The organism is Streptomyces tanashiensis, assembly GCF_014648895.1.
Taxonomy (GTDB): domain Bacteria; phylum Actinomycetota; class Actinomycetes; order Streptomycetales; family Streptomycetaceae; genus Streptomyces; species Streptomyces tanashiensis.
The window spans coordinates 69778-83097 of the sequence record NZ_BMRZ01000017.1; the positions used below are offsets into that span (position 1 = coordinate 69778).

Annotated in this window: 8 protein-coding genes; 1 reads left to right on the top strand and 7 read right to left on the bottom strand. The window is 73.2% G+C overall.

What is annotated here, in order from left to right:
• Window positions 1-22: 22 nt before the first annotated feature.
• The 4 genes from IE237_RS33255 to IE237_RS33270 form a co-directional block, all read right to left on the bottom strand.
• On the bottom strand, window positions 23-1189 hold the full coding sequence (locus tag IE237_RS33255) for a thiolase family protein (protein WP_189805882.1): 1167 nt from the start codon (window positions 1187-1189) through the stop codon (window positions 23-25).
• Window positions 1182-2240, bottom strand: coding sequence for a thiolase family protein (locus IE237_RS33260; protein ID WP_189805883.1), 1059 nt, complete (start codon window positions 2238-2240; stop codon window positions 1182-1184). Before IE237_RS33260 ends, IE237_RS33255 begins: the two co-directional genes overlap by 8 nt.
• Window positions 2237-3199 carry a Zn-ribbon domain-containing OB-fold protein gene (locus tag IE237_RS33265; protein ID WP_189805884.1) on the bottom strand — a complete coding sequence of 321 codons (963 nt, stop codon included), beginning with the start codon at window positions 3197-3199 and terminating at the stop codon, window positions 2237-2239. Before IE237_RS33265 ends, IE237_RS33260 begins: the two co-directional genes overlap by 4 nt.
• A gap of 125 nt (window positions 3200-3324) precedes the next feature.
• A complete protein-coding gene (locus IE237_RS33270; RefSeq protein ID WP_189805885.1) occupies window positions 3325-4125 on the bottom strand; it encodes a crotonase/enoyl-CoA hydratase family protein in 801 nt (266 codons plus the stop codon).
• A gap of 174 nt (window positions 4126-4299) precedes the next feature.
• Between IE237_RS33270 and IE237_RS33275 the strand changes: the two genes are divergently transcribed.
• Window positions 4300-5937 (top strand): acyl-CoA synthetase, encoded by a 1638-nt coding sequence (locus IE237_RS33275; protein WP_189805886.1) that lies wholly within the window; start codon window positions 4300-4302, stop codon window positions 5935-5937.
• Window positions 5938-5942: 5 nt separating this feature from the next.
• Here the strand turns inward: IE237_RS33275 and IE237_RS33280 are convergent, their stop codons facing one another.
• The 3 genes from IE237_RS33280 to IE237_RS33290 all read right to left on the bottom strand — a co-directional run bounded on the left by IE237_RS33280 (window position 5943) and on the right by IE237_RS33290 (window position 13315).
• A complete protein-coding gene (locus IE237_RS33280) occupies window positions 5943-6947 on the bottom strand; it encodes a hypothetical protein (RefSeq protein ID WP_189805887.1) in 1005 nt (334 codons plus the stop codon).
• A 7-nt stretch (window positions 6948-6954) separates the two neighbouring features.
• On the bottom strand, window positions 6955-11715 hold the full coding sequence (locus IE237_RS41425; RefSeq protein WP_189805888.1) for a DUF6531 domain-containing protein: 4761 nt from the start codon (window positions 11713-11715) through the stop codon (window positions 6955-6957).
• A gap of 76 nt (window positions 11716-11791) precedes the next feature.
• Window positions 11792-13315 carry an alpha/beta fold hydrolase gene (locus IE237_RS33290; RefSeq protein WP_189805889.1) on the bottom strand — a complete coding sequence of 508 codons (1524 nt, stop codon included), beginning with the start codon at window positions 13313-13315 and terminating at the stop codon, window positions 11792-11794.
• Window positions 13316-13320 lie beyond the last annotated feature (5 nt).

Consider the following 13320-nt stretch of genomic DNA (forward strand, 5'->3'; position numbering starts at 1 on the left):
TAGGCGCCCCCGCTCCTGCGGCTCAGCCGGCGGGCGGGGTGTCCCCCACGAGCCACATGGAGAAGAACTGGGCGCCGCCTCCGTAGGCGTGGCCGAGTGCCCGGCGCGCGCCCTCGACCTGGTGCTCGCCGGCGTCCCCCCGTACCTGCAGGGCCGCCTCGGCGAAGCGGATCATCCCGGAGGCTCCGATGGGGTTGGTGGACAGCACCCCGCCCGAGGGGTTGACCGGCAGGTCTCCGTCGAGTTCGGTCGCCCCCGCCTCGGTGAGCTTCCAGCCCTCGCCCTCCTCGGCGAAGCCCAGGTTCTCCAGCCACATCGGCTCGTACCAGGAGAACGGCACGTACATCTCGACGGCGTCGATCTCCCGCCGGGGGTCGGTGATGCCCGCCTGCCGGTAGACGTCGGCGGCGCAGTCCTGTCCGGCCTGCGGGGAGACGAAGTCCTTGCCCGCGAAGAGGGTGGGTTCGCTGCGCATCGCCCCGCCGTGCACCCAGGCGGCCGGCCGCGGCGCGCGGTCGGCGCCGGCGCGGTCGGTGAGGATCATGGCGCAGGCGCCGTCCGAGGAGGGGCAGGTCTCGGAGTAGCGGATCGGGTCCCAGAGCATCGGCGAGGCCTGGACCTTCTCCAGGGTGAGGTCGTGCTCGTGGAGGTGGGCGTAGGGGTTCTTGAGGGCGTTGCGCCGGTCCTTGTACGCGACGAGGGAGCCGATCGTGTCGGGTGCGCCGGTGCGGCGCATGTAGGCCCGGACGTGGGGGGCGAAGAACCCTCCGGCGCCGGCGAGCAGCGGCTGCTGGAAGGGGACGGGCAGGGAGAGGCCCCACATGGCGTTGGACTCGGACTGCTTCTCGAAGGCGAGGGTGAGGACGGTCCGGTGCACGCGCGCGGCGACCAGGTTGGCGGCGACCAGCGCGGTGGAGCCGCCGACCGATCCCGCCGTGTGCACGCGGAGCATGGGCTTGCCGACCGCGCCGAGCGCGTCGGCGAGGTACAGCTCCGGCATCATGACGCCCTCGAAGAAGTCGGGGGCCTTGCCGATGACGACCGCGTCGATGTCCGCCCAGGTCAGTTCGGCGTCCGCCAGGGCGCGGAGGGCGGCCTCGCGGACGAGTCCGGCGATGGAGACGTCCCTGCGGGCCGCTACGTGCTTGGTCTGGCCGATGCCGACGACGGCGACGGGCTCCTTAGGCACGGTTCTCTCCTTCCAGGACGGCGACCAGGTTCTGCTGGAGGCAGGGGCCGGAGGTCGCGTGGGCGAGGGCGCGGTCGGACTCGCCGCGGTGGATGCGGGCGGCGGCCTCGCCGAGCCGGATGAGTCCCGCGGCCATGACGGGGTTGGCGGCGAGGGCGCCGCCGGAGGGGTTGACCCGCACGCTTCCGTCGAGGCCGAGGGCCTTGCGCAGGACGACCTCCTGGGAGGTGAAGGGCGCGTGGAGTTCGGCGGTGTCGACGGGCCGTTCGAAGGCTCCGGCGCGTTCGGCGGCGAGGCGGGTGGAGGGCGAGTCGGTGAGGTCGCGGACGCCGAGCGAGTGGGCCTCGATCCGGTGGTCCATGCCGCGGATCCAGGCGGGGCGTTCGCACAGCTCGCGGGCCCGGTCGCCGACCGCGAGGATCACCGCGGCGGCGCCGTCGCCGATGGGCGGGCAGTCGCCCGTGCGGAGGGGCTGGACGGTGTAGTCGCCCTGGGGTCGGGCGCCGCGCAGCTGGGCGTGGGGGTTCGCCGTCGCGTCCTGCCTGCTGCGGGCGGCGATCGCGGCGAGGGCCGGTTCGTCGGTGTCGCCCGCGTCGACGAGGGCCTGGGCCTGGAGGGCGGCGAGGGCGACCGAGTCGGGCCAGAGCGGGGCGAGGTAGTACGGGTCGAGCTGGCGGGTGAGGACGTCGCGGACGGAGCCCGGCGAGGCCTTGCCGTAGGAGTAGACGAGGGCCGTGTCGGCCTCGCCGGTCAGCAGCTTCACCCACGCCTCGTAGAGCGCCCAGGCGCCGTCCGTCTCGACATGGGACTCGGAGATCGGCGGCCAGGCGCCGACGCCGTCGAGGGCCATGGTGAAGGAGAAGGCGCGCCCGGCCAGGTAGTCGGAGGAGCCGGAGCAGGTGAATCCGATGTCGGAGGCCTTCAGGCCGGTCTGCCGCTGCACCTCGTGCAGCACGGGCATCACCATCTCGACCTCGGAGAGGTCGTCGGTGCGCCGCCGGTGGTCGCTCTGGGCGAAGGCGACGATCGCCACCTCTCGGTCCGGCCTCACAGCAGCTCCTTGTAGGTGTCGTAGTCGGCGTCGGGCTCGCCGGTGGGCCGGTAGTGGTCGGGGTAGCGGCCGTCCTCGCTCCACACGGGTTCGACGCGCAGGCCCATGCGGACCTGGTCGTAGGGGATGCCGCCGATGCGGCCGTGGAGGGCGAGCCCGGCGCCGTCGAGGGCGATGTGGGCGTAGACGTACGGGACCTCGATGTCGAGGTTCTTCGCCTTGATGTTGACGATGCAGAAGGTGGTGACGGTGCCGCGGGGGCCGACCTCGACCTGGTCGGTGGTGGCGACGCCGCAGGTGGGGCAGGCGCCGCGGGGCGGCACGTACACCTTGGCGCAGGAGGGGCAGCGTTCGCCCACGGTGCGGCGCTCGCCGAGGGCGTGCAGATAGCGGGTCTGGGCGCGGCCGGGGCTGTACGTGTAGTCGAGGCGGGCCGGGGCGACGATGCCGGTCACCGGTGCGTCGAACCGGCCGTCGTGCGGGGCCGGTTCGTGCTCCCGCGCGCTCTCGTGCGGTTCGAAGCAGGCGATGTCCGTGATGGCGCCGGCGCGTTCGGCGGCCCAGCGGATCCGCACCCGCAGACCGGTGCGGACGGCTTCGGGGCCGGGGGCGTCGAGGGCGTGCAGGAGGGCGGTGTCGGCGCCGTCGAGACGGACGAGGACCCAGGCGAAGGGGGTCGCGAGGGGCTGCCCGGGCCGGGGCTCGGGGTTCCAGGCCCAGGTGGTGACGGTGCCGGTGGTGGCGACCTCGACGAGCTCGCGGAGCTCCGCGGCGGTCGCGGGGTCGTACTCGACGGGTGGGACGAGCACCTCACCCGCCTCGGTGCGCACACCGAGGACGGTGCGCTCGCGCAGTCCGGTGAGGAAGGCGGACTGGACGGGGCCGAGGGAGCGGGTGAAGGGGAACTCGACGACGAGGGGGGCGCGGAGGGCCTCCGGCGGTGGGGTGACGGCTGTCATGGGACGGCTCCTTGGGGTGCGGCGGGCGGGGCGGGGAGGGGTGACTTCAGCCCCGTCGGCGTTAGAGGCGCGGGGGTCCGGGGGCGGAGCCCCCGGTTACGGGACGGGGCGGGATGGGGAACGAGTCACTCCCTCCGGTACACCGGCGCCCGCTTCTCCGCGAACGCCCTCGCCCCCTCCTTCGCGTCCGCCGTGTCGAAGATCGGCCACCCCCGCTTCAGCTCGGCGGCGAGCCCCTCCGTCTCGGTCATCTCGGCCGTCTCGTACACCGACGCCTTCACCGCCTCCACGGCCAGCGGCCCGCACGCGTTGATGCGTTCGGCGATGTCGAGGGCGGCGTCGAGGGCGGTGCCGTCGGGGACCACGCGTCCGACGAGGCCGATGGCGGCGGCTTCCCCGGCGCTGTACGGGCGGCCGGTGAGGAGCATTTCGAGGGCGTGGGTGCGGGCGATCTGGCGGGGCAGGCGGACGGTGGAGCCCCCGATGGGGAAGAGGCCCCGCCGGACCTCGAAGAGGCCGAAGGTGGCGGAGGCCGCGGCGACCCTGATGTCGGTGCCCTGGAGGATCTCGGTGCCGCCGGCGACGCAGTACCCCTCGACGGCGGCGATGACCGGCTTGCGGGGGCGGTGGTGGCGGAGCATCGCCTTCCAGTGCAGGTCGGGGTCGGCCTTGAGCCGGTCCCGGTACTGCTCGCCCTCCATGCCCTTCCCCGCCAGGGCCTTGAGGTCCATGCCGGCGCAGAAGGCACCGCCCGCGCCGGTGAGGACGACGGAGCGGACGCCGTCGTCGGCGTCGGCCTCCAGCCAGCCGTCGTACAGGCCGACGAGCATCGGCAGTGAGAGGGCGTTCTTGGCCTCGGGTCGGTTCAAGGTGAGGACGAGCGTGGCGCCTTCGCGCCGGACGCTGAGGTGTTCGGTGCCGCCCATGGGGGTCTCCCGTCTCCAGTTCTGGAACAGGTTGCAGGAGCCGGGGGTCCAGTTCAATAGTTTTCTGACACTCAGTCAGATTCTTCTGCGCACCCCCTTCCCCCGGCGACCGGTCGGCGCTCTAATGACCGCCACGTCCATGAGAGCCAGTGCGAGCCGGGGTCAGGAGGAACGGTGGAGTACAACCTTGCCGACCTGTTCGAATCGGTCGTCGACGTGGTCCCCGACCGCGAAGCGCTGGTGTACGTCGACCATCCGGGCACGGGCGCGGAGCGCCGGCTCACCTACGCCGAGCTCGACGCCGCCGCCAACCGGCTCGCGCACCACCTGATCGACGCGGGCATCCGCCCCGGCGAGCACCTCGGCCTCCACCTCTACAACGGCGTCGAGTACCTGCAGACCGTCCTGGCCTGCCTCAAGGCCCGGATCGTGCCGGTCAATGTGAACTACCGTTATGTGGAAGAGGAGTTGGTCTACCTCTACCGGGACGCGGATCTCGCCGCGCTCGTCTTCGACGCCGAGTTCACCGGCCGGGTCGCGGCGGCGCTGCCGCAGACGGAGAAGCTGCGGCACCTCGTGCGGGTGGGGACCCCGCCCGAGGACACCCCCGGCGGCCCGGCGCTCGACTGCGTCGCGTTCACGGAGGCGGAGGCCTCCGGTTCGCCCGGGCGCGGCTTCGGAACCCGCTCGCCCGACGACCTCTTCATCATCTACACCGGCGGCACGACCGGCATGCCCAAGGGCGTCCTGTGGCGCCAGGAGGACCTCTTCTTCGCGGGGCTCTTCGGGGGCGACCCCTCGGGCGAGCCCGTCAAGCGCCCCGAGGAGCTGGCCGAGCGGGTCGCGGCCGGCGGCGCCGGCATCACCTTCTTCCCCGCGCCGCCCCTCATGCACGGCACCTCCACGCTGACGGCGTTCATCGCCCTCAACTACGGGCAGCGGGTCGTCCTGCACCGCAAGTACGTGCCCGAGGAGGTGCTGCGCACCCTGGAGAAGGAGAAGGTGTCCAGCATCTCCCTGGTCGGGGACGCGATGCTGCGCCCGCTCGTGGACGCGCTGCGCGGCCCGCTCAGGGGCACGGACCTCTCCGCCCTCTTCAGCCTCTCCTCGTCCGGGGCGATCATGTCCGAGACGGTGCGGGCCCAGCTCCAGGAGCTCATGCCGAACGTCCTGCTCCTCAACAACTTCGGCTCCACCGAGTCCGGTTCCAACGGGCGCGCGACCGACGACTCGGGCCCCGCCAAGGGCTTCCGGCTGCACGTCAACGAGCGCACCCAGGTCGTCGACCCGGCGACCCGGGTCCCCGTCGCACCAGGAGAGACCGGCCGCCTCGCCCAGCGCGGCCACGTGCCGCTCGGCTACTACAACGACCCGGCCAAGACCGCCGAGACCTTCTTCGAGCGGGACGGGGTGCGGTGGGTGCTCCTCGGCGACATGGCCACCGTGGACGAGAGCGGGGTGGTCACCGTCCTGGGCCGCGGCTCCCAGTGCATCAACACCGGTGGCGAGAAGGTCTATCCGGAGGAGGTGGAGCAGGCGCTGAAGTCCCACCCCGACGTGTACGACGCGCTGGTCGCCGGAGTCCCCGACGCCCGCTGGGGCAACCACGTCGCCGCCGTCGTCCAGCTCAGGGACGGGGCGGGAACACTGGACCTGGAGTCCGTCCAGACCCACTGCCGGCAGCAGCTGGCGGGCTACAAGGTCCCCCGCCAGCTGGTCCTCACCGACCGCATCCAGCGCTCCCCCAGCGGCAAGGCGGACTACCGCTGGGCGCGCGCGGTGGCGGTCGAGGCGGACACGGAGACCGCCTGAGGGAGTCAGCCGGTACGCCACCTGTTCACGGTGTCCCCGTCGAAGGTGAGCCAGGTGCCGTCGCCGAGCGGCAGCACCCGGGACACCGGCTCGCCGCCCGTGGGATACGTGACCTCGGCACGCGGGCGCAGGTCGACGGCGTCGAGCAGCACGTGCCGGCACTCCTCCTCCCACGGGTCCTCGCCCACCGCGGCGAGGACCCGCGTCGCGTCGAGGAAGCCGGGCCGTCCCATGAAGACCAGGTCGCCGGGGAGGACGTCGTCCGCCCGCGCCACCGTGCGGGGGTGCGCGGGAACGTCGTAGCGGGTGAGCTGCTCCCCGGCGACGGCGACGGTCAGGAACGCACCGGCCCGGTCGCTGCTGCCCGTGAAGGGTTCGTCGAAGCCGCCGACGCGCGTGACCGCGAGCTCCTTCCCCGCGAGGGCGGCGAGCAGGGAGTAGGCCTCCTCCTGTCCCTGCGCCGCGTCGAGGAAGAGGTCCGCCGACCCGGCGGGGCCGAGCGGCTGCTGGAACTCGTACGTCCCCCAGCTCGTCGGGAGCGGCGCCTCGGCCAGGACCACGCCGGTCGCCAGGTCCAGGGCCAGGAGCACCTCGGCCCGGTCGGTCTCCAGGGCGGGCTGCACGACGGCGAGCAGTGCGGTCCCGGAGGGGTCGGGGGCGCAGGCGCCCCGGGCTCCGCTCGGCCACGGACGGTGCGCGAGGGCCCATCGGACGGTTCCGTCCGCCTCCTGGACGGTGACGGAGTCGCGGCCGCTCACGGCCAGTCCGCCGCCGGGGAGGGGGCTGACGGACACGCCCTCCCCGTCGGACAGCCGGCCGCCGTACCGGGTGTCGAAGACGGCGCCGGTGTCGCCCGACACGCGGCCCACCTCCACGGACACGCCGTTCCGGGCGACGATCCAGTGCGCGCCGTTCCTGACGAGCAGGCAGTCGAGCTGCCCCAGCGCCGAGCCGAGCCCCGGCAGGTCCTCGGTGGCGGTGAGCTCGGCTCCGACGGCTTCGTACTCCATGGTCTGCCTACTTCTTCCTCAGGTAGTTGTCGGGCCAGTAGAACTTTAGATAGGTGCCGTTGGGTTCGTAGTACGCGACGACCTTGCCGTCGCCGGCCGCGGCGCGGATGATCGGCGGGCAGACGTCCGGGCAGACCGGCCGGGAGGCCGCGCCGTGGGTCGGGAGCCAGCTCTCCCCGCCGTTCGCCTGGTGCCTCCGGTTCAGGAAGTGGAGGATGTTCTGTTCGGCGTGGCCGCCCCGTTCCCCGGGCGGGGGCTTGGGCAGGTACTCGTCCGACGGGATCGGGATGAGCCCCATCTCCTCGGCCAGCTTCAGCTGGGCCTTGTTCAGCGGCACCCTGCTGGTGCCCGCGACGAACATGCGGGGACCCTTCGGGGTGATCGCGTGGATGACCGAGACGGTCTGGTACTTCCGCTTGTCCTCCGGGAAGACGTGCGCGATCTTCGTGGCCATGTCCTGGAGCGCCTGGAGGCACGGCGCGAGGCCCAGGGGGTCCGACTCGGTGAGCGGGTCGGCGATGTACCCGACGGGGTTGGGCGCGGGGTCGAGGCCGAGCGGGTCGGGGGTGACGTAGCGGCCGGCCTCCGGGTCGTAGTGCCGGAAGCAGTTGTAGTGGAGGCCGGTCTCCGGGTCCGCGTACTGGCCGGGGAAGCGGAGCGGTGTGTACGCGTCGGCGTCCTGGTTCCAGCTGGTGACGCCCCAGTGGGTGGCCCGGCTGTGCCAGGCGATCCGGCCCGTCCCGTCGACGAGTTCGGTGGGGGTGCCGATGAGGTCGGTCACGATCGCGAAGAACCGTGCGTCGACCCCGGCCCGGCCGTCGTCGTCCGGGCCCGCCCCGTCCTCGCCCGCCCCGCCCGGGGCCGGGGTCCGGTGCTCGAACTGGGCCAGCGGGCGGAGGCCGTCGTGCTCCCAGGTGAGTGTGGTGGTGCTGTCGGTCTGTTCGACCAGCCGCGCGTCGTCCCAGGTGAACAGCGTCTCCGCGACGACGGCCCCGTCGGGCCCGTGCCGCCGCTTCGCCGTCCGCCGGCCGAACGCGTCGTACGCGTACGTCCACAGCACGCCGTCGGGTGTCGTGCACGAGGTCAGCCGGTCCTCGGCGTCCCAGGTGTACCGCCAGACGTCGGGCCTGCGGGAGAGCCGCTTCCTGCGTCGCTCGACGACCCGCCCCGCGGCGTCGTGGGTGTAGCTCATGGCGCCGGCGGTGCGGACGGACGTGCCCTCGTATCCGCGGGGGCCCCGCGACTCGGTGTGCGGCGCGCGGTCCGGCCACTGGGCCGAGGTCTGGTTGCCCTCGATGTCGTAGGCGTACGTCTCGGTCCAGCCGGGGGCGTCGATCCTCAGCGCGCGCCCGGCCGGATCGCGGTCGAAGGCGCGGGTCTGTCCCGTGATCAGGTCGGTGACGGCACGCACCCGGTCGTCGGGCCGGTAGTCGTACGCGCGCGAGCGCAGCAGGCGGCCCGGTACGGCGAGGGTCTGCTCCCGGATCCTGCCCGCGCCGTCCCAGTCGGTGGAGAGCGTCACCGGGGCGTCCAGGGGTCCGAGGGTGCGGCTCACCTCCCTGCCGAGCGCGTCGTGGACGAAGTCCAGGGTGTGGCCCGCGAGGTCGAGCGCCGAGCGGTTGCCGTGCGCGTCGTAGGTCAGCGTGGTGGTCACGCCGCCCGGTGTGGTCCGGCCGGTGCGCCGGCCGAGTGCGTCATGGGTGAAGCGCGTGGTGCGGCCGTCGACGGTCTCGGCGGTGACCCGGCCGCGGTCGTCGCGTGCGATGGTGAGGGCCGACTGCGGCGAGGTCGCCGAGGTCAGGCGTCCCATCACGTCGTGGGTGAGGCGGGTGACGATGCCGTCCGCGTCCTTGGCGACCAGCAGGCCGTCGTCGTCGAAGTGGTGCGTGACGGTCTGGCCGAGGACGTTCCTCCGCGCGCTCCACCGGCCCGCGGGGTCGTAGGCGTAGTGGACCGCGCGGCCGTCGAAGTCGGTCTCCGAGACGACGCGGCCGACGGTGTCGTAGGCGTACCGCCAGGCGCGGCCGGCGGCGTTGCGGACCTCGGTGAGGCGCAGCTCGGTGTCGTAGGCGAACTCATGGCGTGCGCCGTCCGGCGTGGTCCGGGCCGAGGGGAGGTCGAAGTGGGTGTACTCGTGGAGGGTGAGGCCGCCGGGACCGGCCTCGGCGACGCAGTTGCCCTCGCCGTCGTACTCCCAGGTGTGCGTGGTGCCGTCCGGAGCGGTCCGCCGTGCCGGCAGGCCCTCGACGGTCCATTCGAGGGTGGTGACGGCGCCGCCCGCGTCGGCGGTGACCGGGCGGCCGAAGGCGTCGCGGGTGAACGTGACGGTGTTCCCCGCCTGGTCGGTGCGGGAGAGCGGCAGACCGGCCCGGTCCGGCACGAAGCTCTCCGTGCGGTCGTCGATGTCGGTGATGGAGAGCAGTGCGCCGTGTCCGTCGTACGTGAAGCGGACCGCGGAGCCGTCCGGGCCCACCAGCGTCAGCTGGTTGCCGCGCTCGTCGTACGTCCGGGTCCAGCGCGCGCCGTTCGGGGCGGTCGTGGCGACCGGCATGCCGTGTTCGTCGTACTCGGCCGTGGTCACGGCGCCGCCGGGCGTCGTGACGGCCGTGAGGTGCCCGTCGTCGTCCCAGGTCCAGGTCGCGGTCCTGCCGTGGGTGTCGACGCGGCTCAGGAGCCGGTCGTAGCGGTCCCAGGCCTGGCTGACGGTGTTGCCGAGCGGGTCGGTCTCGGCGACGACCTGGAGCCGGTCGTTGAGGAGGAAGACGGTGGTGGCGCCCGTGGAGTCGGTGTAGCGGGTGGTGCGCCGCTCGGTGTCGTAGGCGAACGCGGAGGAGAGGTGTCCGTCGGGTCCGACGGTCTCGACGACGCGTCCGGCGCCGTCGTACCAGTAGCGGAAGGTGGAGCCGTTGCGGTCGGTCCAGGAGGTGACCCGGGCGGCTTGGTCGTACGTGAGGCGCAGCGGCAGGCCCGAGGAGTTGACGACGGCGTCGAGGTTGCCCTCGGTGTCGTACCCGTACGACACGACGTCCACCGGGCCCTGCGGCGTGTGCACGGCCAGGGCGGTGACGCGGTCGTCGTCGGTGGCGACGCGGACCACGTACCCCCCGCTGTGCGAGACGGCGGTCGGCGCGCCGTCGGAACGGCGGGAGAACGTGACGGAGTTGTCGTTGCGGTCGGTCAGTTCGGTGAGCCAGTAGGCGGTCGACGTCCGGTAGGGGCTGCCGGTGAAGGAGCGGGTGAGGCCGGTGTCGGGCTCGGTGACGGTGTACGTGGTCAGGTCGTCGTACGTGCCGCCGTGTGCGAGCGGCACCCTCGGGCCCTCGACGGGCAGGACGGGCTCGCCCTCCGGGTGGGGCAGGCTCGGGTAGACGAGCAGGGAGCCGTCCTCCCTCGCCCAGACCGCGCCGCCGCCCACCGGGTCGGGTTCGAGGCGCTCGTCGAGGGTGGAGGCCCAGCTGCGGCCGAACCACTGTCCGTAGCGGTAGTCGGAGAGATGGGTGCGTTCCAGGGCGAGCGGGAGGGTGCCCGGGAGGGTCAGGTCCGTCTGTGGGAGCGTCATCACGCCGGTCGCCACGTCGACGGGGTCGTTCTTGCAGGTCTTCCTGTCGAGCGGGATGCCGTTGCGGCGGGGGTCGTCCTTGGCGTCGCGCAGGGGTTCGGGGCGCGAGCGGAGCGGGCCGTCCTTGCGCGGGCCGCGGCCCGGGCCGCCACCGCGTCCGTCCTTGCCGTCGTCGTGGTCGCCCTTGCGCTGCCGGGCGAAGCGGTCGCGGAGGTCGTCGTCGGTGTTCTTGTGGTCGACGGAGATCTGCTTGACGACCTTGGGAAGCGTCTTGCCGACGTGGTCGCCCATCGACTTGGCGGCCTTGGTCAGCGCCTCCATCGCCTTGTCGGCGATCGGGTCGATCGCATCCGCGATCGAGTCACGGCCCCGGGTCCGTCCGTGCGCGGTCTTCGCCTTCGTGAGTTTGCCCGTGGTCCTGCCGTGGATGCTCACGCTGACGCCGTTGAGCTGGGTCGAGGCGTGCGTGTGCTCGGCGTGCTCGATGTGCAGGTTCTTCAGACCGCTCCCCGGGCCCTTCGCGCCGCTGCCGGCCGAGGCGAGGTTCATGGCCTCCTTGCCGGACTGGACCCCGTCCTTGAACCCCTGCTTGCCGGCGTTCCCGGTCTGGTCGAGGTCGACCCCGTCCTGCAGGCCGATCGCGACGGCGCCGAGCTGTACGACCAGGTCCGCCGCCATGCCCTCCAGGGCTGCCACCGCGGGCTCGGTCATCGCCGCGACGACGTACCCGACGGCCTCCTCGACGCACTCCTTGATCAGCCGCTTGATCACCTCCTGGGTGGCCCGCATCGCCCCCGCGCCGATCAGCGCGGACAGGCCGCCCGTGACCGGGATCAGGGAGAGCGCGATGCCCGCTTCGGAGGCGAGGTACCCCAGCTGCACCAGAGCGGCGAGCTTCATCCCCTCGATCGCGCCGGCCGCCGTGTCCAGGCCGCCCGCGATCGTGCGGGCGGCACCGGCGATGTCCTTGATGTGCTTGCCCTTGACCTTGGACCAGTGCTCGTTGAGCGCGTCCATCGACTCGCCCTGGCCCGAGGACAGCAACCGCTCGAAGTGGTTGTTCGCGAGCTGGCCGTCGTCCTCCAGGTCCTCCGCGAACTCCCTGAGCGCGTCCGCCATCTCGCGGTACGCGTCCTCGTCGACGTTCGGCCAGGCGACACCGATCAGATCGAGAAGGGTGTCGGCCCAGCCCGGAATCGTGACAGCCACGTTTCACTCCCCCGCCGCAGACTGTTTGCGATACCGAACAGTCCTACCACGACCGGCGACGGGAGTCATCGGGCCCTCACCGCGTGCCGAACTCCCTTAGTACGGCGAGGAACTCGGCCGGGCGGGTCTCGTGGACGAGGTGTCCGGCCTCGATGGTGACGAGGCTGGCACCCGGTATGTCCTGGGCGAGGCGGGCGAGTTGGTCCTGCGGGATGTGGCTGGCCGGGCCGCCGGCGAGGACGAGGGTGGGTGCCGGGATCGCGGAGGCCCCCTCGCGCCAGGCGGGATCGGGCGCGTTCAGCTGGGCGTCGGTGGCCGGGACGATGTCCCAGTCGAAGGCGAGGGCGCCCTCGGGGCGTTCGGCCACGGGACGCGGCGGGTCGAGCGGGACGAAGGCCGGGGCCTCCTCCAGGACGAGGCGGCCGATGAGGCCGGGCTCGCGCTGGGCGAGGAGGTACGCGGCGCCGGCGCCCATCGAGTGGGCGACGACGGTGGCGCCGGTGAGGCCGAGGGCCCGGAGGAAGCCGCCGAGTTCGTCGCGGAAGTCCTCGAAGCCGTAGCGGCCGGTCCGGTCGCTGAGTCCATGGCCGGGCAGGTCGAGGGCGTACACCCGGTGGTCGGCGGCCAGGTCCGCGGTGATCTCGGCCCACGTCGTGCTGGACTCGCCGCGGCCGTGGACGAGGACCACGGGCCGGGCGTCCTCGGGTCCGGCGACCCGGTAGGAGAGGCGTACGCCGTCGACGGTGACCGTGCTGACGGCCGGGTCGAGGAAGGCGGCGACCTGGCGGACGAAGGCCTCCGCGTCGTCGACCCAGGGGAAGTGTCCGGCGCCCGGCTGGACGACGAGCTCCGCGTGCGGGAAGCGGGTCGCCGCCTCGGCCGCCTGGGCGGGCGTGGGGCTGCCGTCGTACGCGCCCGCCAGGATCAGGACCGGCTCGGTGAGCGCCCCGATCGCGCGGCGGGTGGTCTCCGGGTCGTAGGCGCCCTCGCCGTGGTAGGCGGGGGCGGCCGCCCAGTTGGTCTCCCGCCCGTTGGCCGCCGCGTGCTCCTGGGCGGCGGCGTCCCAGCGGCCGTAGGCGAAGGGGGCGACGAGCTCGTAGAGGCGCCGCAGCGGGGTGTCGGGGCCGGCCGCGTCGAGTGCGGCCCTGGCCTCCGGGTACCAGGGCAGGTCGGCGAAGACCTCGACGGCCTTGTCCCACTCCTCGTCGGTGCTCTCGACGCCGAGGGCGCGCGCGGCGGAGGTGACGAGGACGAGGGAGCGGATCCGCTCGGGGTGGGCGGCGGCGTAGAGGACGGCCAGGTTCCCGGCCGCCGAGTGGCCGAGGAGGTCGATCCGCTCCAGGCCGAGGTGGGCGCGGAGGGCCTCGACGTCGCCGACCTGCCGGTCGCAGCGGTACGTGCCGGGGTCGGCGGGCTCGGCGCTCGCCCCGGTGCCGCGGGCGTCGAGCAGGACGAGGGTGCGGTGGGCGGCGAGTCCGCCGAGGTCCCCGAGGTAGCCGGCGTCGCGCATCGGCCCGCCCGCCAGGCACACGAGCGGCTCTCCCTCCCCCCGGACGCGGTAGGCGAGTTGGGTTCCGTCATACGTCGTGAACGTCGGCATGCCGA